Source organism: Ningiella ruwaisensis, from assembly GCF_004798935.1.
Classification (GTDB): Bacteria; Pseudomonadota; Gammaproteobacteria; order Enterobacterales; family Alteromonadaceae; genus Glaciecola; species Glaciecola ruwaisensis.
Genome location: NZ_RAHT01000001.1, coordinates 177,567 through 200,053, shown reverse-complemented (window position 1 = coordinate 200,053; position 22,487 = coordinate 177,567). Strand labels below are relative to the sequence as shown.

Below are 22,487 nucleotides of genomic sequence, written 5' to 3'. Positions count from 1 at the left end.
CCTCCTGATTAAATTTGTTTGAAAATGATCTGGCAGAAGCGCTTAACTTTACGCTTAACTATAGAGTGCGATGCGCTTAAACGTTATACTCTGCTTCAGATGACAAAGGAGGAAGCATTGACCGCGCTACCAAAGTTAAATCCCCAAGACACTGTTAGCCCTCAAACCAAGGGATTCATTAACGCGCTTAAAAACCATCCTGATTATACGGGTGAATGTGAGCTCAGTTACGCGAGCAGGATGGCTGTTGCAACCGATAATTCAATTTATCAGCAAATTCCTCAGGCAGTTGTGTTCCCCAAGTCAGTTGAAGATTTGGCGCTTATCGCAAAAGTTGGGAAAACCTACAATGGATTAAGCTTTAGCGCACGAGGGGGCGGAACAGGCACCAATGGACAGTCTTTGACGCCGGGTATAGTTGTCGATACCTCAAGACATATGGATAAAATTCTGGAGCTTAACCTGGAAGAAAACTGGGTGCGGGTTCAGTGTGGCGTGATTAAAGACGCGCTAAATGATTATTTAAAGCCACATGGTTATTTTTTCTCACCCGATTTGTCAACAAGCAATCGCGCAACGCTTGGCGGAATGATCAATACTGACGCCTCTGGTCAGGGCTCTCTGGTTTACGGGAAAACGAGCGATCACGTGCTAGGACTTACCTCCATCACCGCAAATGGCGAAATTTTGCGCACAGCACCAATCAGTGTTGATGAAGCGAAAGAAATTGCAGCTTCTAATGACCGCAGCGACTACGGACGCATTCTGCAACAAATATTGATGACTTGTGTAGGCAAACGTCAGCAAATTTTGTCTAAATTTCCCAGACTTAATCGATTTCTTACCGGCTACGATTTAGAGCATGCATATGACGAGCTAAACGATGCGATAGATGTCAGTCGATTGTTGGCAGGATCTGAGGGGTCGCTTGCCTTTATAGCAGAAGCAAAACTCAATATTACAAAAATTCCTCAGCATACTGCCCTGGTGAATATTAAATATAATGATTTTGAATCGGCGCTTCGCCACGCACCTTCGATGATTGCTGCAAATGCAACCTCTGTAGAAACAGTTGATAGTCGAGTATTGAACCTGGCAAGAAGCGACATTGTCTGGCATAGCGTATCCGAACTAATTAAAGATGTGCCTGATAAAACCATGGACGGATTGAACATGGTGGAATATAACAGTGACGATAAGGACGACATCGAATTAAAAATTAAGGTGCTCAGCGAGCGCCTGGATTCAGAAATAGCCAGTGGTGATACAGGAGTTATTGGCTATCAAATCACTTACGAAAAACGCGATATCAAAAAAATCTACGCTATGCGTAAAAAGGCGGTAGGTTTATTGGGCAAAACGAAAGGAAATAAAAAGCCCATCGCATTTGCAGAAGATACCGCAGTGCCGCCTGAAAAACTTGCCGATTTTATAATGGAGTTCAGAGCGCTCCTAGACAGCCACGGTTTGGAATATGGCATGTTTGGGCACGTAGATGCAGGTGTGTTACATGTGCGTCCTGCGCTTGATTTATATGACCTTGAACAGGAAAAATTATTAAAACGTATTTCTGATCAGGTTGTTGCCCTGGTCGCTAAGTACGGCGGGCTGATGTGGGGTGAACATGGCAAGGGCTACCGTAGCGAATATGCTCCCGCCTTTTTCGGTGAAGAACTCTATGACGAGATTTGCAAGATAAAGGCAGCATTTGATCCTGAAAATAGAATGAACCCGGGCAAAATATGTACGCCTTATGGTTCGTCTCACGAACTCGTAAAAGTGGATGCACAAAAACGCGCGAAGTTTGACAGGCAGATTCCCATTGCATTTAGAGAGAGTTTTTTACCGGCAATGAGTTGTAATGGTAACGGACTTTGCTTTAACTACGATACAAGCTCTCCGATGTGCCCATCAAGCAAAATTACTCGCGACCGACGTCACAGTCCAAAAGGCCGGGCAGGGCTTATTCGAGAATGGCTATATCAACTAAAAGCCCATGGAGTGCAAGTTGATGGATTATCGAATGCGACACCTCACAAGCAATTTAAAAGTGCAGGCGTATCGAAATGGTTTAATTCAGATAAATCCGACGATTTTTCTCACGAAGTATTTGAAGCAATGAACGGGTGTTTAGCCTGTAAATCATGCACGAATCAATGTCCGATAAATGTTGATGTACCCGATTTTAGAGCCAAGTTCCTGGCGATTTATTACAAAAAATACGCAAGGCCAATTAAGGATTATTTTGTTGCCAATGTTGAAAAACTGGCACCGCTGTTGGCTAAATTTCCCAGGCTCGCCAATATTGTGTTAGACGCAAACTTTGTGAGATACGCATTAAAGAACTGGGTCGGATATGTAGACGCACCGCTTTTATCTTATCCGGCTTTAAATAAGCGTTTAAGTGCGATGCAATCCAGTTACGATTATCAAGCTCTGGCTTCATTGTCTGACGAAGAACGCAAGCGCTATGTATTAATAGTTCAAGATCCTTTTACCAGTTTTTATGATGCAGAATCGGTCGACCATTGCTTACGCTTTATTCAGCAGATGGGACTTAAGCCGGTTTTGCTGCCATTTAGCCCGAATGGTAAACCACAGCACGTAAAAGGCTTTTTAGATGCATTTGAAAAAACGGCAAAAAACACTTCGGCTTTTTTGACCAAAGTTAGTCAGTTGAATATACCGATGATTGGAGTGGATGCATCTTTGGTGCTTTGCTATCGTGACGAATATGCGAAAATTCTCGGAAGTAATCGAGGCGCTTATTCAGTCCTTACCTTGACTGAATGGCTTCAGCAAGTTCCCGACTCGTATTTTAATGACATAAGAGAAAAGATTGCGCCTGCTGAGAATGAAAAGGCATTTTATCTATTTGCGCATTGTACCGAAAAAACCGCTTTGCCAAATGCTGAAGCGCAATGGCAAACACTCTTTAAGCGCCTTGGGCTTAAACTTGAGATTATAAGCGTAGGTTGTTGCGGCATGGCGGGTACTTATGGACATGAAACTCAGCACTTGGATAACTCAATCGGAATATACAATTTAAGCTGGCGTGAGCGTATTGCCCAGCATCGACCGGAGCAAATTTTAGCGACGGGTTATTCTTGCAGAAGCCAGGTCAAGCGAATGGCAGATTTCAGGCCGCGTCATCCAATCGAAGTATTGTTGCACCACAATAATTAAACAAATAAAAAGCAGACATTATGACAGATATTCATTCACAAGAGGCGCTTTCAAAATGGGTCAGAGAGCAATTTCAACGAGCAAACAAACATTTAGCCGAAAAAGGTATTCTGTTTGAATCAGTCAAGGCAGAGGACAGCCGATACTTAGCTCCGCACGTGGCTGTTTGGAAAATTAAAGCGAATGATAAAAAATCTTATTGGGTGATAAGTGGAGATGTACCCGCCGATGCGACACTTGCAGAATCTGCGGCAAATGCACGAGAGGCGATTAAACGATTTTCCTATCTTTGGCAGATGCAGTCGGAAAATATACGTCAATCAGGAACGACAGATAATACTCAGTTAGAATTTGCTAAGTTGCTAGAAGAGAAAGCAAATATGCTTTATCAAGTTTCTGATGATGAAACGCTTTGGCAGGACCAGCCGTAATTTCAGATACGTTTGTATACAGTGAATTAAACGGAGATTAGCCCTGCCATCGTTTTACTATTCATCACCTACGTTCTTTAATATATTAAAGCGCGTTCGGATAGGGCGTTCGTTACGTGCAATCATAATAATGTCGTCATTATCAAGACTTGAATCAATAACGATTGGCTCAATTTCAATGTTTTGCTTGATTTTGACGTCTAAAATTGCGGTAATCTCAGCTTTACTGAGGGTATTAGCAGGTGCAATCGCAGTCTCACTAATAGACGCGTTAGCCGTGCCAGTTACACTTAAGGCAAAAATTGCCAGACTTAAGAATTTCATTATTTTCTCCTGATTAAAATTAATGTAATGTTTGTGTATAAAAGCGACATTTTCATAACAAGTTATTTACAATGTAAAGTGTTGAAATAAAAATGTTTTCTCTTAGCTTCCGAGGGTATTTTACGGCTAAATTGAATAAAACTTAAACAACATTATTTGCTATTTCGCATTAGTTTTATTAATCTATCCGTCATAAATTTGTAGTCAAATACTTGACACTAGTATTCAGGAAGTAGAAAGGTATATGCCAAAGCGTCTTCCACCACTAAACGCACTCAAAGCTTTTGAATCAGCCGCGAGACATTTGAGTTTTACAAAAGCAGCAGATGAGCTATTTGTGACTCAGGCTGCCGTAAGTCATCAAATTAAGTCACTTGAAAGTTTTTTATCAACCAAACTCTTTCATCGTAAAAATCGCTCGCTTTTATTAACCGAGGAAGGGCAAGCCTACTTTCAGGATTTACGAGATATTTTCAGTCAAGTACACGAAGCAACCGAACGCTTACTGGCAATGGGCAGCAAGGGTGCTATCACGGTGGCAACGCCACCAAGCTTTGCAAGCCAGTGGCTAGTGCCAAAAATTTATCAGTTTTCTTCGGAGTATTCCGACATAGACGTGCGAATTAAAGCCGTGGACCTCGATGAAGGATTTTTGGATGATTCGGTCGATATTGCGGTCTATTATGGTCGGGGTAATTGGCAAGGACTGCACTCTACAAAGCTTTTGGCTGAATATCTTACCCCAATGTGCTCTCCGCTCTTATTACAGCGTGGCAAGCCGCTTAGAAGCTTATCCGACCTAAGTCACCATACCTTACTTCATGATAACACCCGAAGCGCGTGGAAAAATTGGCTTCAAGCCTTTTCAGTCCGCGGTGTAAATGTCAATCAAGGCCCCATTTTCAGTCATACGATGCTGGTATTGCAGGCAGCAGCAATTGGTCAAGGGATCGCGCTTTCTGACACGGTTTTGGCTAAACCTGATATTGATAGCGGACGATTGATATGTCCTTTTTCTGAAAAAATTGAAAGTAAGCTTAGTTATTATTTAGTGTGTCGAGAATCACAGGCTGATAACTCAAAGATTCAAGCCTTTCGAGAGTGGATGCTCGCTCAAGTTGAGCAAACTATGTAACAGTCTGGATAAACAATTTCTAAATAAACGGTAACTGTTTAATGAACAAAGAGATAAAATACACACTGGTAGCTGGCGCGCTTTTCGCGCTCTTGTCTGTAGCAATTGGTGCATTTGCAGCACACGGATTAAAGGCGACCTTAGATGATTACGCACTTGGGATCATTGAAACAGGCGCACGGTATCAAATGTATCACGCGCTAGCGCTCATTCTCTGCGGTGTGTTAATGGCTTCGCTGAATCTGCGGCTAAGGAGCGTTTCAATATGCTTTACCTTGGGTATGGTATGTTTCAGTGGCAGTTTATATCTGCTTGCTACTACCGGTATTAAATGGCTGGCATTTATTACACCCATCGGCGGCTTTCTGTTTTTAGCGGCATGGACATTGTTCATTATCAATATTGTTAAACACGTCAAAAGTAACCCTTCTTATGACTGAGTATCTGTTTTATTGTAGAAGCGGTTACGAAGCGGATTTACTTGCAGAGTTGGATGATAAGCTCGGCGCAAATAATCATTACGGCTACGCAAGTATTCAAAAAGATAGTGCATTTCTGCGCTACCATCTTTTGAGTGATACATCATCCGCGGATGAAGTGTTTTCAACTCACGGTACAAGTCAATCGCTAACAGCTTCGCCTACAAAAGCAATGCCTCCGCTTTCGTCACTGATGTTTGCTCGTCAAAAATGCAAAGTGCTCGGGCAACTTACATTTGAAAATGTATATGACAGAGTGGGTGAGATCATCAACGCGCTAAGTGATATGTTAGCCAGTGAGAATCAAAACCAAACTATAACTGAAACCCGAGAGGCCAAATCAGTTTTCGGTGATCTGCGCGTTGAATATCCTGATACCGAAAACGGCAAGCAGATGGCAAAATTTTGCAAAAAATTTACCGTGCCGCTTCGAAGTGCTTTGCGACAACACGGCACACAGGTAAATGGTGGATATTTAAAGAATGGCGCAGCACTTTTGAGTGCGAAGCCCAACTCAAAATTACCTTATTTGCATGTGTTTTTCGAAAAAGGCGACGCGTGTTTGCTTGCCGTTTCATTTGCTCACGACAGAAGTCATGAACTATTGGGCATTAAAAGGCTAAAGTTTCCTCAGGATGCGCCCTCACGTTCTACGCTTAAGCTGGAAGAGGCCATTGATTTGTTTTTGGGCGCTGAGCAATCGCAGTTAATGCAAAGTGGGATGACCGCAGTAGACTTAGGCGCTTGTCCAGGCGGTTGGACCTATCAACTTCTTAAGCGGGGTTTAAAGGTGGAAGCTGTGGATAACGGCGCTATGGATGAAAAGCTTATGCAAAGTGGCAAGGTAAGCTATCATGCTGCAGACGGCTTTTCGTATCGCCCACAACACGGCCATGTTGATTGGTTGGTGTGTGACATGATTGAACAACCCGATCGTGTAGCCACGCTAATGTGCGACTGGTTTTTAAAACGCCAAACCAGCGCGGCAATCTTCAACCTGAAGCTTCCGATGAAGAAACGCTATTTGACCTTAAAGCCATTAATTGCAGAATTCGTTGAAAAACTGGGTAGCGCTGATGAAGCGTTTTATATGCAAGCTAAGCATCTTTATCACAATCGGGATGAGGTGACCTTTTTGATTGTTCGAAATAGTCAATGGGTATCTGCTTTAGAGGCCGCTAATCATCGCTTTTCAGATGAAGTCTGAAAGACAAAAATCGAGAAATTCGCAGCGAATTACAGGCTCAAAAAAAAATAAGCAGGAAAGTGGTGTAAATTCTACTCAATAATCTATATAATCCGCCGCAAATTTTTCTCTAACCTATGAAGTGGAAACATGTCAGATTTATCACATTACAGAAATATAGGTATTTTTGCTCACGTTGACGCGGGCAAGACTACCACGACAGAACGTATCTTAAAGCTAACCGGTAAAATCCATAAAACGGGTGAAGTACACGACGGTGAATCAACTACCGACTTTATGGAGCAGGAAGCTGAGCGCGGTATTACTATTCAGTCTGCTGCGACAACATGTTTCTGGAAAAAGCATCGTTTGAACGTAATCGATACTCCTGGACACGTTGACTTTACGGTAGAAGTATATCGTTCATTGAAAGTACTCGACGGTGGTATCGGCGTTTTTTGTGGTTCTGGTGGTGTTGAGCCGCAATCTGAAACCAACTGGCGTTACGCGAATGATTCAGAAGTGTCTCGAATCATCTTCGTCAACAAGCTAGACAGAATGGGTGCAGATTTTTACCGTGTTGTTAAGCAGGTAAAAACTGTTCTTGGTGCTAATCCACTGGTTATGACGCTTCCTATCGGTATTGAAGATGAATTTAAAGGCGTTGTAAACATCATAGAGAAAAAAGCCTACATTTGGGATAACACTGGTCAGCCAGAAAACTACACGGTTGAAGATGTACCGGCCGATATGGTTGATAAAGTTGAAGAGTATTACGAGCAGTTAGTCGAAACTGCTGTTGAGCAAGACGACGATCTGATGATGGCCTACATGGATGGCGAAATGCCTTCTATGGAAGACTTGAAACGTTGTATTCGTAAGGGTACACGTGATTTGGCTTTCTTCCCGACTTACTGTGGTTCTGCATTTAAAAACAAAGGTATTCAATTAGTGCTTGATGCCGTTGTTGATTATCTTCCAGCTCCAGATGAAGTTGACCCACAAGAATTAACGGATCCGGAAACAGGTGAGCCTACTGGTCAGGTGGCAAAAGTGTCTGTTGACGAGCCATTCCGTGCGCTTGCGTTTAAAATCATGGATGACCGATTTGGTGCGCTTACCTTTATCCGCATTTACTCAGGTAAATTAAACAAAGGCGACACTATATTAAACTCTGCGACAGGCAAGACTGAGCGTGTTGGTCGTATGGTTGAAATGCACGCTAACGACAGAACCGAATTAAGTTCTGCGCATGCTGGTGACATATTAGCAATCGTTGGTATGAAGTCTATTCAAACTGGTCATACGCTTTGCGATCCTAAGCACGAGTGTACACTTGAGCCAATGATCTTCCCTGAGCCAGTAATCTCAATCGCTGTAGCGCCTAAAGACAAAGGCTCTGTTGAGAAAATGGGTATCGCGATTGGTAAAATGGTTGCAGAAGATCCAACTTTCCAGGTTGAAACTGATGAAGATTCAGGCGAAACCATTCTTAAAGGAATGGGTGAGCTTCACTTGGATATCAAAGTGGATATCTTAAAGCGTACTTATGGCGTAGAACTCGAAGTTGGTCAGCCTCAGGTTGCATACCGTGAAACTATCACGCAGCCAGTTGAAGATTCTTACACGCACAAGAAACAGTCTGGTGGTTCTGGTCAGTTCGGTAAAATTGACTATCGCATCCGTCCTGGCGAGCCAAACAGCGGCTTTAAATTTGTTTCAACGGTAGTAGGTGGTAACGTTCCTAAAGAATTCTTCCCTGCAATCGAAAAAGGCTTTAAAGGCATGATGCAGGAAGGTACGCTTGCTGGCTTCCCTGTGTTGGACGTTGAAGTTGAACTTTATGACGGTGGTTTCCACGCAGTTGACTCATCTGCTATCGCGTTTGAAATTGCAGCGAAAGGTGCCTTCCGCCAGTCAATTCCTAAAGCAGGTCCACAGTTGATTGAGCCAATCATGAAAGTTGACGTGTTTACACCGGAAGATCACGTGGGTGATGTAATTGGTGATTTGAACCGTCGTCGCGGTATGATCAAAGACCAGGAAGCCGGTGCAACTGGCGTTCGTATTAAAGCAGATGTACCGCTTTCAGAAATGTTTGGTTATATCGGTTCACTGCGTACAATGACATCAGGTCGTGGTCAGTTCTCGATGGAGTTCTCACACTACAACCCATGTCCGAACAACGTAGCAGAAAAAGTTATCGAAGAAGTGAAAGCGCGTAAAGCGGCTAAAAAATAATGCTAAGTAACTTAAGTTGTAACGCAATAAGCTAGTCATTAAAAAGGAGCCAATAGGCTCCTTTTTAGTGTGTTTTACTTTAGTTCAAGGCATTAAATACCTCTACAGCTATCCCATTCTCTAAAACCAGTAAGCGCCTTAAAAATTGGCTTTTACGGCTTTGAGTAACTTATTAAATTCTTTTTTGTGTATCGCTTTACCTTCATAAGCCTTGGCATAATAACGTTTCATAAATGCGTGTAAAAAAGCGTATTGTTTTTCGTTCAAGTCTGGTTGGATGCACTTAATAAACTGTTGCAATGTTTCTTTGCGATGTTTCTCAAAACCACGCTTTTCAAGGACGCGAATTAAAGATTGAGCCGGATTGAATACTTCACGGCCAAGCCAACGCCTGTAAGGCAAAAAGATAGCGCCAATAAACAGAGCGATGGCAGCGAGAATTAAAAACATAAATGTGGTCATATTCTTTGCGTTAAACGCGCCAAACAAATTCGTAATTAAATCCCGTTGTGAGTCTTGGTCAAAGCGCAAAACAGATTGATTCCACTGATGATCGATCAACACCATAAAATCACGAATTTGCTTAAATACCGGGACATCTCTAAAGCCACCTAAGGTAAAGGGACGATCGATTAATTCACTGTCTTGCTCATCGATACTAGAAAGTAAACCCGCGAGTGTTCTATTTGGTGCGATGATGGCTGTTGGGTCAATGCGCGTCCATCCACTGCCTTCAATCCAGTATTCGACCCAGGCGTGAGCATCATATTGTCTAACGGTAAGTATATTGTCATTTTGAAGTTCGCCTCCCTGATAACCGGCAACCATGCGCGCAGGCACATTCGCCAGTCTGAGCATATAGGTAAGAGCAGATGCATAGTGAGAACAAAATCCACGTTGATACTCAAACAAAAACTGATCCACGGGATTGTCTTGCATGAGTGGTGGTCGAAGCGTGTATGCAAAATCCTGTTCAAAAAAAGGCGCAATCAGGGCTTTTAGACGCGCCTGTTCAGACATTTCGTCAGACACACTGGATTCTACAAAAGCGCGCGTTTGAGGATTGCTCTCACTTGGTAATTGCAAGTAACGCTGTCTTTCATACTCAGTCATAAAATGATTGAGCGGCGCAGATAAATAAGAATCCACAATGTACAAACTTTGCTTTTTATTGACCTCTTGGGTGAACAATTGATAAGACTGATTTCTAAATATTGGTTTGTCGGTGACGGTCTCCTGAACAATGGGCACATCGAGTGCATAAAGCCAGCGGGTTTCGTTTGGCTCTGCAATAATAAGATACCTCGTTGCTGGTCCACTTACGGCTATGGGCGGCGTGTTATCGGTGTTGGACATTTCGTCTCCCATGGACCAGGTTTTACCATCAAAATAGTCCAGCACGATACTGCGCCAATAACGGTCTTGCGCTTCTGGTATGGCACCGGAGAACTCAGCACGAAAGGCTAAATCACCAGATTGTGCCAAATTGGCAATATCGCCCGGCGTGATGCTTTCAGACAAGCCCGTGCTGCTTGATTTTGCCTCGGCGGCATCCCACAGAGGGGGAAGTCGAGGCACCATGACAAACAGCAAGATGGTAATAGGAATGGCTTGGGCAAGCATTTTACTGGCCTGCCTGATGCTTTGTTTGCGTGAAATTTTTCCTTTATTGAGCAGGTAAGTGCCAAATAAGGTAGCGAAGAGGATCCCGCTATAATAAAGCGCGTACAGCAAGGCTTGATGATAGATAAAGCCACATGCAACCAAAAAGATAAGCACAATTACCACAAGATGAAAATCAGCGAAAGTGCGCATGGTAATTAGCTTTAAACAGCCCGCAACAACAAGCAAATTAATCATTGTTGAAAGCAAACCAAACTGTCCTGCAAAGAAGATCAGCAACAGCATACAAAATATAGCGAGTAGATTGAGCGTTAGGCTGTTTAATTCGGGAACGCGCTTAAACACTTTTGCAAACACTACGCCCTGTGCACAGGCAAATAACACCCATACCCAGGCCATAATCGTATCCGCAAGGGGCAGCACAGCAAACGCAAAGCTTAAACTGACCAGTAGCGAGGGCAGGCGCATTTGGAAGGCATTAAGCTTTCGCATCAGAGGCTCTTCTATCGAGTTTGGGCTGACCGTAGGTAGCCAGTTGAAACAGACATTTTTCAAGGTGAGGAATGCCTGAATTAGGCAGAATTTTTGTGTCGCCTAAATCAAGCCCAAATTCAATCTGTTCCTGAGAGAGATGTTGCACCTGATAGCTTAGTATGCGTAAGCTTTGTTCAATATCGGCGCTGCCATAGTCGCTCAATTTTAACCATCCCATAAGCCCAGCATGTTCAGCAAAGTCCTTTGTCAATAGACCTTGTCCTTTGGCTACATGTTTCCATGACACGTGGTGCATGGGGTCAGTTTCAACGTAATTGCGAATACCTTGCAGATTATCAGATTGAGTCAACCGCGTGTGTTGAGCCAAGTCGTTATCGTCATCTTCATTGATTTGATGCAATTTAAGCGGCGCCTTTAGCACACTTGGATACACCAGAATACGATGCTTGGGTTGCAGATAACTCCAGCATCGATAAAGACCAAAGGCAAAAAAACACTCCACTTTTACACGTTTACATACATGATAGCCGCGCTGCATCTTAGGTAACATAATAGACGCAGGCGCTTTTTTGAACTTTTCTTTAAGCGGCACCTGAATGCTTCTGTTATAGGCCGTAATAATAAATTCACCACCAGGATAGCGCTGCAAAGAGCTTAGCTCACAATTCAATGCAATTTCGCGATTTTCAAAATCAGGTTCAAAGGCTTTGAAATGAATTTTGTGTTGTGTGAAGTATTGGTAACTGTGAAACAAAGATAACAGCAATACTGCGGTAAAAAAGTAGCTCATACCCAAAACCACATTGTTTTGGTAGTTGGTTCCAAGGATAAATAAAAACAGCACCATCGCAATCATCGCCCAACCAAAACTGGATGGGAAAATAAAAGTGTTGCTCATGTTGAACTGGCTGGTATTTTCAGCTGGAATGCGTTTATCCAGCCAATGATTCCGCCTTATTAATGCGGTATTTCTCAGTCGGTTAATGGATGAAATAATTGATTTCATTAGGCGGCAAGTGGATCAACCTGCTGCATTAAGTGCTCGCTAAAGCTACTGGCGCTTTGCGTATGCAAGTGTCCTCTCAAGCGGTGCTCGCAAACTGCGCTTAGCACAAACTGTACGTCTTCTGGTGTGACAAAATCTCGTTCATTAATAAAGGCGCAGGCTTTAGCGGTAGTGAGAAGCGCTTTTGCAGCACGAGGTGATAAAGCATTAGGATAGTCATTCGACTCCCGCGTGAGGTTCACCAAATTAAGTACATAAGTTACAACAGCATCGCTGACCTTTACTTTATCAACCTGATCTTGCAGCTTTAGCAGAGAATCAATATTGATAATGGTATTGAGTTCATTTGCTTCGTTATTTTCAAGCAACATTGCTTTTTCAGATTCAAAGTCAGGAAACCCAAGCGATAGCTGCATATTAAATCGGTCGAGCTGCGATTCTGGCAGGGGGTGAGTGCCTGACTGATTCAATGGATTTTGTGTTGCGATAACAAAAAAAGGCTTTGGTAAATCTCTGGTTTTTCCATCAATCGTTACTTGACGCTCGGCCATTGCTTCAAGCAATGCACTCTGCGTTTTTGGGCTGGCACGGTTAATTTCATCAGCGAGAATAACCTGATTGAAAATTGGGCCAGGGTGAAAACTAAATTCACTTACTTTTTGATCATATATATTAATACCTAGCATGTCGGCAGGCAGCAAGTCAGAAGTGAACTGAATGCGGGCAAATTCAAGACCTAGTACATGCGCAAGCGATTGAGACAGTGTCGTTTTTCCCATTCCAGGTAAATCTTCGAGCAATAAGTGCCCGCGAGCGAGCAAACAGATAAGAGAGAGCTCTATTTGAGTTCGTTTACCGCGAATAACATGGCTGATTTGATTGATACAGGTCTTTATATCGGTGCGCATAATTTAAAGCTTTCTCGTTTATTTTAATTAGGTATCGACATATCTATCTTTTCTACTGACTTACAGCGTTTTATTTTGTGATAACAAGCTGATAGTAAAAGATTATCGGCAAATTCAAATATCCATTTAGATACCTGAGTATGTTCCCAAAAATTACAAAGCATAAAAAATTCTCTTGGAATCGCAATTGATAATGGCATCTGCAAGTCAGTTTTGGTAGCTTTGTTATGTCTTCCGTCAATATACATAAAGGAATATCCATGTCTCAACACGAACGCGCAGGAAAATCACCACTTCCTTCACAGTTAATAAACGTCGCTAAACTGACTGCGGATTACTATTCTCTAGTGCCAGATGTGAATATTCCTGAACAAGCCGTCAGTTTTGGCACTTCAGGTCACCGTGGCTCATCTTCTCTTTGCTCGTTTAATGATGCGCACATAGCAGCAATATGCCAGGCGCTGGCTGAGTATCGCAAGAGCAATCACATTAGCGGACCACTGTTTATAGGCAAAGATACCCACGCCTTAGCTGAACCCGCGTTGATGACAGCAATAGAAGTATTGGTTGCCAATGACGTAAATGTCGTGATCCAAAGTGAGAATGCTTTTACACCCACCCCAGTTATCTCGCAGCGTATTGTTAACTATAACCGAGGCAGAAGCGAAGGTTTGGCTGATGGTATTGTCATCACGCCTTCACACAACCCTCCGAGCGACGGCGGCTTTAAATACAATCAGGTACACGGCGGGCCTGCGGATTCAGTTGCGACTTCTGCGATCCAAAAACGCGCAAATGAAATAATTGCCAGTCAATCTAAAATACAGCGCGTTAATATCGCCAAAGCTATGTCTGCCAATAATTTAAGCCAGGTAGATTTTGCGCAGGACTACATCGATGGTTTAGACAAGGTTGTCGATTTGAAAGCAATTTCAGATGCCAATTTAAGTTTAGGAACGGATCCCTTGGGCGGTTCAGGAATGGCCTACTGGGATCGAATTGCAGAGAAATATAATTTAAATATTAAAGTGCTAAATACGGAGTTTGATCAGCGCTTTGCGTTTATGCCCTGTGACAGAGATGGCAAAATTCGAATGGATTGCTCTTCAGCGTTTGCCATGTCGGGATTAATCGATCTTAAAAATGACTTTGACATTGCCTTTGGTAACGATCCGGATTTCGACCGTCATGGAATAGTGTGTCGATCGTCAGGCTTGATGAATCCAAATCATTACCTTGCAGTTGCGATTGAATATTTATATCAGCATCGACCTAAGTGGAATGCAAATTTAGCCATTGGTAAAACGCTTGTTTCAAGCTCTATGATAGATCGCGTGGCAAAGCAGCTTGGACGCAACTTGTTAGAGATGCCCGTTGGATTTAAGTGGTTTGTGGATGGTCTCACAAAAGGTGAAATCGCATTTGCAGGCGAAGAATCGGCTGGCGGTATATTTCTTCAAAGGGATGGCAGTACCTGGGCCACAGACAAAGATGGCTTTATCATGAGTTTGCTGGCCGCTGAAATAACTGCGGTATCCGGAAAAGACCCTGGTGAACATTACCGCTCATTGACAGATACCTACGGTGAGCCGCTTTACAAGCGAATTGATGTGGCAGCAAGTTTGGAGCAAAAAGCCAAACTCTCGTCTTTGAGTGCTGAGGATATTAAAGCCAGTGAGATGGCTGGTGAGAAAATTAGTAATATTCAGACAAAAGCACCTGGCAATAATGCGCCCATTGGCGGCGTAAAAGTGTCCACTGAAAACGGTTGGTTTGCAGCGCGTCCGTCTGGCACAGAAAATGTGTATAAAATTTATGCGGAAAGTTTTTTAGATGAAACTCACTTACAAAAAATCATAGAAGATGCAGAAGCTTTAGTTGCTTCCGTTCTTTAAATTTCCCTAAACGTTTCCTTAGGGTAATAAAAAAGTAAATAAAGTGTTAATAAATGCCAGACCTTTCGTTATTTAATCAAATTTTGGTAATAAATTAACACTAAATTTACATGCATACGTATTTATTAGGTGGGATTCAAATTTTTTGGTATCTTTGTTGTAAGTTTCTTTCATTATGTCATTCACTCACGCATTAAGAGAAAATTATGAGTACAACAAAGACATCAAAATCGACGACTGCTAAAAATAGCGGGTCGAAATTAAAAAATTCAAAAAGCGCTAGCTCAAGCAAGCAGCACGAAAATGGCTTAGCCAGTTTAAATATCAATAAAAAGCAGTTCAAAGATGCGGTTGTTCGTCACTTGCACTGTAGTTTGGGAACTGACGAAAATAAAGCAGACAATCATGCCTGGTGGAAAGCAACGAGCGCTGCGATTCAGGAGCAGGTTCTTGAACGATTAAGAACAACACAAAAAACGCACTATCTAAATGATACCCGCGCTGTCCATTATTTTTCCGCCGAGTTTTTAATGGGACGTTTGCTGTCTAACAATATGCATAACTTTGGCTTGTTTGAAACGGCTAACGCAGCCTTACAAGAGCTTGGTGTGGAGCTTAGCGACGTGCTTGAAGAAGAGCCCGATATGGCGCTTGGAAACGGAGGCCTGGGACGCTTGGCTGCCTGCTTCATCGACTCATTAGCGACCATGGAATATCCCGCAATCGGATATGGCATTCACTACGAGCATGGCTTGTTCCGTCAGGAAATTAAAAACGGCGCGCAAATTGAACGACCTGACTCATGGAGAGATTACGGCAATCCGTGGGAAATTTGCCGTCCAGAGTCTATTCAGGAAATATCGCTGTATGGCTACGTTGAAACCAAATACGGTAAAAACGGGCAAATCCAAAAAGAATGGCATCCAGGCGCAATCGTCAAAGGTGTTCCCTGGGATATCCCTGTTGTAGGCTTTGGTGGCAAAACGGTCAATGTCTTGCGCTTGTGGGAGAGTCAGGCCTCAGGTTACTTCAATTGGGATGTGTTTAATGCAGGTGGTTACGTAGATGCACAGCGCGAAAATGTTGAAGCAGAGACCATCTCAAAAGTTCTATATCCAAACGATGAAACCGAGGCAGGTAAAGAACTGCGATTGATTCAGCAATATTTTTTCAGCGCCTGTTCACTCAAAGATATTATTCGTCGCTACAAGCGAGCTCACGGTGACAATTGGTCGCGATTCACCGACCAAGTGGTGATTCAGCTTAACGATACCCATCCTGCTATTGCCATTCCGGAGTTAATGCGTATTTTGGTTGATCGCGCGCAGTTAGACTGGGATACCGCATGGAATATTTGCTCAAATACCTTTGCTTATACCAATCATACCTTGCTGCCAGAAGCATTGGAAAAATGGCCGGTGCGCATGATGGAAAAGATTCTGCCAAGACATATTGAAATCATATACGAAATAAACCATCGCTTTATGCAAGAAGTAGAGAAGAAATGGCCGGGAGACAACGCCATAAAAGCAAAACTCTCTATTATTGAAGAAAGTAACGAAAAAATGGTTCGCATGGGGAATCTAAGCGTAATTGGTGCATTTGCCGTTAACGGTGTGGCTGAAATTCATTCTCGATTAGTGAAACAGGATCTCTTTCCTGAATTTGATCAGCTTTACCCGGGTAAATTAACGAACGTCACAAATGGTATTACGCCGCGCAGATGGTTAAAGGCCTGTAATCCTTTATTGTCTGAACTTATTTCAAAAAAAATTGGTGACGATTGGCCACTGGAATTATCAAAACTGGATGGCTTGTCTGAGTTTGCAGATAACAAAACATTCCAAAATTCCTTTATGCGTGTAAAACAAAAAAATAAAGACGCTTTGGCTAAAGAAATAAAAGCGCTTACTGGAATATCTGTCGACACCAAAGCTATCTTTGACATACAGATTAAGCGTTTGCATGAATATAAGCGCCAGCACCTTAACTTGCTACATATTTTAGCGTTATACAGAAGGCTGCTTGAAAACCCTGATTACGATATGCATCCACGTGTATTTATTTTTGGCGCAAAAGCGGCCCCTGGCTATGCGCTTGCAAAAACCATTATCTATGCCATCAATAAAGTGGCTGAAAAGATAAACAGTGACAATCGCGTTAATCATAAAATCAAGATTGTGTTTTTGCCAAACTATCGCGTGTCTCTAGCTGAAAAAATGATCCCGGCTGCTGATGTTTCTCAGCAAATCTCTACCGCCGGAAAAGAAGCTTCTGGTACGGGCAATATGAAGCTTGCACTCAATGGCGCAGTTACCATCGGTACACTGGATGGTGCCAATATTGAAATTGCTGAGGAAGTAGGGGATGACAACATCTTTATATTCGGCAATACAGTGGAGCAAGTAAATGAGTTAAAAGCCAAAGGTTACAAGCCTTACGATTACTATTATGCCAATAAAGAAATCAAGGCCGTACTGGATTGGCTAGACAGTGATTATTTCACGCCTGGTCAGCCAGGTGCTTTATCGTCGTTAAAGCAGAGCATGCTAGACGGTGGCGACCCATACTTAGTGTTGGCTGATTTTGAATCTTACAGCCAAGCGAATATCGAGCTAGATAAAGCTTATAAAGACAAAGAGCGTTGGGCGCGTATGGCAATCTTAAATACCGCCAAAATGGGTAAATTTACCTCTGACCGTTCTATTAGAGACTATGTTGAAAAAATCTGGAAACTGGAAAAGTGTCAGGTAAATTCGTGAGAAAATGGGGTTAAGTTTATCATAACGATTAAAAAGCCGGCACTTAGCCGGCTTTTTAGTAAAGAAATCACCAAATACTGCGATATAGATAGTACTAATGAATTTGACAGCGTTTTTTCGGTCAAATCAGGCTCTCATTTAGGATCAAAAAATCTTTATGACCTTGTCGCAGCATCAACAGCTTAATCAAATCCCGAATCGATACAGTTTTTTGGAGATTGTAGAAAGCATTGCAAGTAATGAGCAAAGCTTCAGCTTGATGCTCATGGATGTGATGCGGTTTTCTGATGTATCGGCTGCCTTTGATCATAAGTCTGGCGACATGGTGCTTTTGCAAATTGCCAATCACATTTGTCGTATTTTCAAAGACGCAGAGGCTATCGGTCGTTTAAGTGGGGATATTTTTGGCGTAGTGTTTATCAATTCAAACACACCGACTGCCATGCGTGAGCGAAATGCCCGTTTAATCTCGCATTTTAAATCACCTTTAATGGTGAACAACACTGCTTTTATTGCGGATTTTAACGTAGGCGCGGCTATTCGCCGTTCAAAGGAAACAGATACGAATACGGTAATTTCGCTTGCCGAATCCGCGTTAAAAAAGGCGAAGTCGAACCGGCACGTTAATTTTGCTCTGTTAACAGACGATAGTCATGAGGTAAGCGGCAAAGGCTTGGCGCTTAAAGCAGATTTGACGCGCGCCTTAAATAATCAAGAGTTAGAGCTATATTTTCAACCCAAGGTAGATTTAAAGAACTTTGAAATTATTGGGGCAGAGTGCTTGTTGCGATGGAATCATCCACTTGATGGTGTGGTATTTCCAGGCACGCTTTTAAAAGCAGCCGAATCTTATAACATGATGAATGAGCTTGGGTATTGGACGCTTGAAAGTGCCTTTTCATCGATTGCACTTTTGAGCTCCTCAGGGTTTGAATTACCGGTTTCAGTAAACATTTCACCAACTCAGCTTTATGATCCGCGCTTATTACCCAACATCAGAAAATTGTTGCAAAAGTACACCGTTGCCCCTGAGCTAATCGAAATCGAACTCACAGAAGACGTGGCGCTTTCAAATTCATTGTTGGTAAAACGCCAGTTAGATGAAATAAAAGCCATGGGCATTGCAATTTCGATGGATGACTTTGGAAAAGGGTATTCCAACCTGAGTTTTATTCGAGACCTGGAGTTGTCTGCTATCAAAATCGATAAAGCATTTGTGCTTGAACTGAGCGCTTCGAAAGTTAACAGTGCCATTATTCAGGCCACCAAAATTATTTGCGATGCGAAAGGCTGCGAAACCTACGCAGAAGGAATAGAGAATGCAGAGCAACTTCGCTTGCTAACATCAATGGGTATTACCAAAGGACAAGGCTTTTTATTCTCACAAGCCGTACCTTTATATGCATTTATCGACTTACTCGAAAACAACAATTTTGCAGAGCTGGCAAACAACGCTTAAAATTTAAATTCGAATTGCCAGACTTACCTTGCTAACATTCCCTTGTTACTTTTAACGAGGAAAACGAGTGTTAAACGAATTAAATGATTTTTTAAGTTATTCACTTCACTGCGCGAATTTACCTGATCAACATCAAAGGCGTGCCGACAGGCAATTTTCGCCCTTTTCACTAACCATTAATGGGCACACACAAGTCGATTGTGAGGTGTTAGGGGTGATCACATTTACCCCTGTAGTAAAGCGAAAATTGCAAAAGCATATTGTGCTTTCGTGCGGCGTTCACGGCAACGAGACCGCGCCAATGGAAATATGCAATCAGATGATTGCTGATATCGCAAACGAACATTTAATGGTCAATCATCCAGTAATGTTTATGTTTGGAAATTTGCCCGCCATTGCAAAACAAACCCGATTTATAGATGAAAATCTCAATCGCTTGTTTGCCGCTGAACTTGATGGGGAAGGGGATGAGCGAGTGCGGGCAAGAGAGCTTATGAGCGAAATGGCAAGGTTTTTTAAACACGCGGATGACACAGATTGTGGCTCCAAACATCATTACGATTTACATACAGCTATTCGCGCATCAAAAAACGAGAAATTCGCCGTGTATCCCTTTACGCACGGACAAGCATACAACAAGCAAGAGCTTCAGTTTATGTCTGATTGTGGTGTTAATACGATACTGCTTTCGCAGGGGCCAACGACCACATTCAGTTATTATTCCTCACGCTATCATGATGCATTATCTTTTACCGTAGAGCTCGGAAAAGTGAAGCGCTTTGGTGAAAATGACATGAAAAAGTTTGAGCAAGTGTCCACCATGTTAAGGCATTTGATTCAGGATGAAGTATTAGCCTTAACGCCTTATTCAGAATGCCCATTACAAATATTCAAAGTAAATCAAGTAATTAAAAAATATCAGGACGATTTCAAGCTACACTTTTCAGACGACACCGCAAATTTCACTGATTTTAAAAAAGGAAGCGTGCTTGCCAGTGAGACCGGTCGTCAATATGTTGCTGAGCATGAGGGCGAGGCCATCGTTTTTCCAAATGCTGATGTGGCAATCGGGCAGCGTGCGATGCTGACCGTGATCCCCTACGAACTCTAATTTGTCAGGAATTTTAAAAATGTTCTTAAAACAGAGTAAAAATTAAATGCCCAAACGCAAAATGGATAAAGACTTTAAGCTGGCACCGCAATTGGAAAAGGACAGTATTTTTGTTTGTGCGCTGTCTCTTTCTCAAGTAAGGCTGATAAACGATGCGAACTATCCATGGTACTTGTTGGTGCCCCAAATTAATGGGCTTAAGGAAATGCATGATCTAAGTGAAGATCTGCAACAAATGCTTACAATTGAAAGTAGACGTTTGAGTCAATCAATGGCTACCATTTATCAATACGATAAGCTCAATGTCGCTGCAATTGGCAATGTTGTTTCTCAATTGCATGTACATCATATCGCACGATTTACATCAGATATTGCATGGCCATCACCCGTTTGGGGCTATGCAAAAGCAAAAACATATGATGAGCAAAGCTTAAACCAAAAGATTGAGAAAATGCGAAGCGTATTAGCAGGTTTCTCATTGTAAAACCGATAACAAATGGCGATTATTGTTGTATAAGCGCCGCTAAAACACGCGCCTAGCGTCATAAAGGAGAAAATATGATCATCACCACAACCAATTCAATTGAAGGAAAAACCGTTAGTCAGTATTGCGGCGTTGTGATTGGCGAAGCGATTATGGGGGCGAATGTATTTAAAGATCTGTTTGCCTCAATTCGAGATGTAGTAGGCGGGCGCTCAGGCTCTTACGAAGCAGAATTGACTAAAGCGCGTCGCATCGCATTTGAAGAGATTGAGCGAGAAGCAAGTATGCTAGGCGCTGATGCCATTATTGGTGTTGACTTGGATTACGAAGTAGTCGGTCAAAACGGCAGCATGCTAATGGTGAGTATCAGCGGTACAGCGGTCAAATTAAACTAAGGCGATTTTTTAGGCCTCGAAATTGATTTGCCAGTCGAGCGTCACATGAAATTGTTTTGAAAGGGGATAAGGCCTACCATTTGTCTTTATCCTCTTTGTGATCACCATCAGTATCGTCATAGTCTGAATCTGGGCGCTTTTTAAAATCTTTGGGTATTTTAAATTTGTTGCTGTATCGCAATAGCAAAATGTTACCGGCAATAATGCCCAATACCAAAGTGATAATGACAACAATTTCAAATGTGTTCATTAGCGTGTATTTATCCTTGACCATTATGTGGTTTTGCCAGTAGGAATAATTATACGCCTTTATTATAGGTATAGCGTAGCACCAACTCATTTAATTGCGGCAGCACCGCTTCTTTGCCTAGTAGCTCACTATCACTGAGCGTTTTTCGCAATGCATCAATATCAAATTCTTGTTGGATTTTTTCTGCGATAGGTTTGTAGCTGATATGCCATGGCTCGCGTGCAACACCCCCAACATAGGTCGCATAGGGTAAATAAAAGCCAAAATCAGCGGCGTGCAAATCAATAAAATCAGACAGCCTGGCGCAAGGACCATCGTTTTCATATTCACTTGGCACTAGTTCAAGTTTAGTATTTGCGCGTTCCACACTTTGTTTATCATAAAAATCCAAGTCGCTACCCCAGTGATGCCGACTTGCGCCGGGTAGCGCAGACCAAAGCATAATCGCGTGTATTTTTTCATCGTCACTTAACTGACTGTGATCAAGCAATTCTCCTTCCAGCGTGTACAAGGGCAATTCCCCTTTCCACTTGCGATTCCATATAGACAATTGCCGTTCAAAGTTTCGATAGCTGCTACAAATTTGCAAGTCCAGATAGGCCTCTGCCGCTGCCGCTTGCATTTTTTCAAAAGCTGTTTTTACTTCAGGTAACAAAAAGTGCCCGTCACTAAGCGCAAGTAAGTGCGAATTGTCCAAACCCATAATATGATTTATGTTTAGTGCTCGCATTTATCTATCTCTTCTTGTACTTAAATAACACTTTCACTGAAAAAAATCTGCGTATTCATCGGCCTTAAATCCAACAATCGAAGCGTTATCGCGCAAAGCAATAGGGCGCTTAATCATTGAGGAATTCGCTTGCAAGAGAAGAGCAACTGCATTGATATCGCCTGAATCAATTGTTGATTTTTGTGCGTCGTCAAGCTTGCGATAAGTGGTACCGCGTTTATTGACAATTACAGCAACGCCGTGCGTTTCAAGCATCTGGCGAATAAAATCCAGGTCAACACCCTCTTTTTTATAGTCATGAAACTGATAGTTTACCTGTTTATCGTTCAACCAGGTTTTTGCTTTTTTCACTGTATCGCAATTATTGATTCCATAAAGATGTGTCAC

General features: G+C 42.4%; 20 protein-coding genes. 12 read left to right on the top strand and 8 right to left on the bottom strand.

The window, feature by feature from the left end:
• Positions 1 to 99 precede the first annotated feature (99 nt).
• Positions 100 to 3,186: a D-2-hydroxyglutarate dehydrogenase YdiJ gene (gene ydiJ / locus D6V41_RS00840; RefSeq protein ID WP_136249601.1), complete on the top strand. Its 3,087-nt coding sequence runs from the start codon at positions 100 to 102 to the stop codon at positions 3,184 to 3,186.
• Between the two features lie 20 nt (positions 3,187 to 3,206).
• Positions 3,207 to 3,617 carry a DUF4826 family protein gene (locus D6V41_RS00835; protein ID WP_136249600.1) on the top strand — a complete coding sequence of 137 codons (411 nt, stop codon included), beginning with the start codon at positions 3,207 to 3,209 and terminating at the stop codon, positions 3,615 to 3,617.
• 57 nt (positions 3,618 to 3,674) lie between these two features.
• On the opposite strand, the gene D6V41_RS00830 is transcribed toward D6V41_RS00835, so the two are convergent.
• Positions 3,675 to 3,941: a hypothetical protein gene (locus D6V41_RS00830; RefSeq protein ID WP_136249599.1), complete on the bottom strand. Its 267-nt coding sequence runs from the start codon at positions 3,939 to 3,941 to the stop codon at positions 3,675 to 3,677.
• A 244-nt stretch (positions 3,942 to 4,185) separates the two neighbouring features.
• Between D6V41_RS00830 and D6V41_RS00825 the strand changes: the two genes are divergently transcribed.
• The 4 genes from D6V41_RS00825 (at position 4,186) to fusA (ending at position 8,982) form a co-directional block, all read left to right on the top strand.
• Complete coding sequence (locus tag D6V41_RS00825; RefSeq protein ID WP_136249598.1) at positions 4,186 to 5,076, top strand: transcriptional regulator GcvA; 891 nt, start codon at positions 4,186 to 4,188, stop codon at positions 5,074 to 5,076.
• Positions 5,077 to 5,117: 41 nt separating this feature from the next.
• Positions 5,118 to 5,516, top strand: a complete 399-nt coding sequence (locus tag D6V41_RS00820; RefSeq protein ID WP_136249597.1) for a DUF423 domain-containing protein — start codon at positions 5,118 to 5,120, stop codon at positions 5,514 to 5,516.
• Complete coding sequence (rlmM, locus tag D6V41_RS00815) at positions 5,509 to 6,762, top strand: 23S rRNA (cytidine(2498)-2'-O)-methyltransferase RlmM (protein WP_136249596.1); 1,254 nt, start codon at positions 5,509 to 5,511, stop codon at positions 6,760 to 6,762. The genes D6V41_RS00820 and rlmM overlap by 8 nt, the downstream gene beginning before the upstream one ends.
• A 129-nt stretch (positions 6,763 to 6,891) precedes the next feature.
• Entirely contained in the window at positions 6,892 to 8,982 is a 2,091-nt protein-coding gene (gene fusA / locus D6V41_RS00810; protein ID WP_136249595.1) for an elongation factor G, read from the top strand.
• Between the two features lie 138 nt (positions 8,983 to 9,120).
• On the opposite strand, the gene D6V41_RS00805 is transcribed toward fusA, so the two are convergent.
• Genes D6V41_RS00805 through D6V41_RS00790 form a run of 4 tightly spaced genes read right to left on the bottom strand, consistent with a single transcriptional unit; the run spans position 9,121 to position 13,262 of the window.
• Positions 9,121 to 11,097, bottom strand: coding sequence for a transglutaminase TgpA family protein (locus D6V41_RS00805; RefSeq protein WP_136249594.1), 1,977 nt, complete (start codon positions 11,095 to 11,097; stop codon positions 9,121 to 9,123).
• On the bottom strand, positions 11,084 to 12,106 hold the full coding sequence (locus tag D6V41_RS00800; RefSeq protein WP_136249593.1) for a DUF58 domain-containing protein: 1,023 nt from the start codon (positions 12,104 to 12,106) through the stop codon (positions 11,084 to 11,086). Before D6V41_RS00800 ends, D6V41_RS00805 begins: the two co-directional genes overlap by 14 nt.
• The gene (locus tag D6V41_RS00795; protein ID WP_136249592.1) at positions 12,106 to 13,014 is read right to left on the bottom strand and encodes an AAA family ATPase; all 909 of its coding nucleotides are present in this window, start codon (positions 13,012 to 13,014) and stop codon (positions 12,106 to 12,108) included. Before D6V41_RS00795 ends, D6V41_RS00800 begins: the two co-directional genes overlap by 1 nt.
• Positions 13,015 to 13,037: 23 nt before the next feature.
• Positions 13,038 to 13,262, bottom strand: a complete 225-nt coding sequence (locus D6V41_RS00790; protein WP_136249591.1) for a hypothetical protein — start codon at positions 13,260 to 13,262, stop codon at positions 13,038 to 13,040.
• A 12-nt stretch (positions 13,263 to 13,274) separates the two neighbouring features.
• Between D6V41_RS00790 and pgm the strand changes: the two genes are divergently transcribed.
• From pgm to D6V41_RS00760, 6 genes are all read left to right on the top strand, one after another.
• On the top strand, positions 13,275 to 14,909 hold the full coding sequence (gene pgm / locus D6V41_RS00785; RefSeq protein WP_136249590.1) for a phosphoglucomutase (alpha-D-glucose-1,6-bisphosphate-dependent): 1,635 nt from the start codon (positions 13,275 to 13,277) through the stop codon (positions 14,907 to 14,909).
• Positions 14,910 to 15,115: 206 nt separating this feature from the next.
• A complete protein-coding gene (locus D6V41_RS00780; protein WP_136249589.1) occupies positions 15,116 to 17,671 on the top strand; it encodes a glycogen/starch/alpha-glucan phosphorylase in 2,556 nt (851 codons plus the stop codon).
• Between the two features lie 163 nt (positions 17,672 to 17,834).
• On the top strand, positions 17,835 to 19,130 hold the full coding sequence (locus tag D6V41_RS00775; protein WP_168710953.1) for a putative bifunctional diguanylate cyclase/phosphodiesterase: 1,296 nt from the start codon (positions 17,835 to 17,837) through the stop codon (positions 19,128 to 19,130).
• Positions 19,131 to 19,197: 67 nt separating this feature from the next.
• Positions 19,198 to 20,241: a succinylglutamate desuccinylase gene (astE, locus tag D6V41_RS00770; protein ID WP_136249587.1), complete on the top strand. Its 1,044-nt coding sequence runs from the start codon at positions 19,198 to 19,200 to the stop codon at positions 20,239 to 20,241.
• Between the two features lie 46 nt (positions 20,242 to 20,287).
• Positions 20,288 to 20,725 (top strand): HIT domain-containing protein, encoded by a 438-nt coding sequence (locus tag D6V41_RS00765; RefSeq protein WP_241664379.1) that lies wholly within the window; start codon positions 20,288 to 20,290, stop codon positions 20,723 to 20,725.
• 74 nt (positions 20,726 to 20,799) lie between these two features.
• Positions 20,800 to 21,120, top strand: coding sequence for a heavy metal-binding domain-containing protein (locus tag D6V41_RS00760; RefSeq protein WP_136249586.1), 321 nt, complete (start codon positions 20,800 to 20,802; stop codon positions 21,118 to 21,120).
• Between the two features lie 73 nt (positions 21,121 to 21,193).
• Here D6V41_RS00760 and D6V41_RS00755 read toward each other — a convergent pair whose 3' ends face one another.
• The 3 genes from D6V41_RS00755 to D6V41_RS00745 are packed head-to-tail and all read right to left on the bottom strand — an operon-like array spanning position 21,194 to position 22,487.
• Positions 21,194 to 21,370, bottom strand: coding sequence for a DUF2897 family protein (locus D6V41_RS00755; RefSeq protein ID WP_136249585.1), 177 nt, complete (start codon positions 21,368 to 21,370; stop codon positions 21,194 to 21,196).
• A 49-nt stretch (positions 21,371 to 21,419) separates the two neighbouring features.
• Complete coding sequence (locus D6V41_RS00750; RefSeq protein ID WP_136249584.1) at positions 21,420 to 22,100, bottom strand: M15 family metallopeptidase; 681 nt, start codon at positions 22,098 to 22,100, stop codon at positions 21,420 to 21,422.
• A gap of 33 nt (positions 22,101 to 22,133) precedes the next feature.
• The gene (locus tag D6V41_RS00745) at positions 22,134 to 22,487 is read right to left on the bottom strand and encodes a Spx/MgsR family RNA polymerase-binding regulatory protein (protein WP_136249583.1); all 354 of its coding nucleotides are present in this window, start codon (positions 22,485 to 22,487) and stop codon (positions 22,134 to 22,136) included.

What these genes read in the sequence shown, in the direction of transcription:
- ydiJ (WP_136249601.1), top strand. Translation starts at nt 100, where the DNA reads ATGACAAAGGAGGAAGCATTGACCGCGCTACCAAAGTTAAATCCCCAA.
- D6V41_RS00835 (WP_136249600.1), top strand. Translation starts at nt 3,207, where the DNA reads ATGACAGATATTCATTCACAAGAGGCGCTTTCAAAATGGGTCAGAGAG.
- D6V41_RS00830 (WP_136249599.1), bottom strand. Translation starts at nt 3,941, where the DNA reads ATGAAATTCTTAAGTCTGGCAATTTTTGCCTTAAGTGTAACTGGCACG.
- D6V41_RS00825 (WP_136249598.1), top strand. Translation starts at nt 4,186, where the DNA reads ATGCCAAAGCGTCTTCCACCACTAAACGCACTCAAAGCTTTTGAATCA.
- D6V41_RS00820 (WP_136249597.1), top strand. Translation starts at nt 5,118, where the DNA reads ATGAACAAAGAGATAAAATACACACTGGTAGCTGGCGCGCTTTTCGCG.
- rlmM (WP_136249596.1), top strand. Translation starts at nt 5,509, where the DNA reads ATGACTGAGTATCTGTTTTATTGTAGAAGCGGTTACGAAGCGGATTTA.
- fusA (WP_136249595.1), top strand. Translation starts at nt 6,892, where the DNA reads ATGTCAGATTTATCACATTACAGAAATATAGGTATTTTTGCTCACGTT.
- D6V41_RS00805 (WP_136249594.1), bottom strand. Translation starts at nt 11,097, where the DNA reads ATGCGAAAGCTTAATGCCTTCCAAATGCGCCTGCCCTCGCTACTGGTC.
- D6V41_RS00800 (WP_136249593.1), bottom strand. Translation starts at nt 12,106, where the DNA reads ATGAAATCAATTATTTCATCCATTAACCGACTGAGAAATACCGCATTA.
- D6V41_RS00795 (WP_136249592.1), bottom strand. Translation starts at nt 13,014, where the DNA reads ATGCGCACCGATATAAAGACCTGTATCAATCAAATCAGCCATGTTATT.
- D6V41_RS00790 (WP_136249591.1), bottom strand. Translation starts at nt 13,262, where the DNA reads ATGTATATTGACGGAAGACATAACAAAGCTACCAAAACTGACTTGCAG.
- pgm (WP_136249590.1), top strand. Translation starts at nt 13,275, where the DNA reads ATGTCTCAACACGAACGCGCAGGAAAATCACCACTTCCTTCACAGTTA.
- D6V41_RS00780 (WP_136249589.1), top strand. Translation starts at nt 15,116, where the DNA reads ATGAGTACAACAAAGACATCAAAATCGACGACTGCTAAAAATAGCGGG.
- D6V41_RS00765 (WP_241664379.1), top strand. Translation starts at nt 20,288, where the DNA reads ATGCCCAAACGCAAAATGGATAAAGACTTTAAGCTGGCACCGCAATTG.
- D6V41_RS00760 (WP_136249586.1), top strand. Translation starts at nt 20,800, where the DNA reads ATGATCATCACCACAACCAATTCAATTGAAGGAAAAACCGTTAGTCAG.
- D6V41_RS00755 (WP_136249585.1), bottom strand. Translation starts at nt 21,370, where the DNA reads ATGAACACATTTGAAATTGTTGTCATTATCACTTTGGTATTGGGCATT.
- D6V41_RS00750 (WP_136249584.1), bottom strand. Translation starts at nt 22,100, where the DNA reads ATGCGAGCACTAAACATAAATCATATTATGGGTTTGGACAATTCGCAC.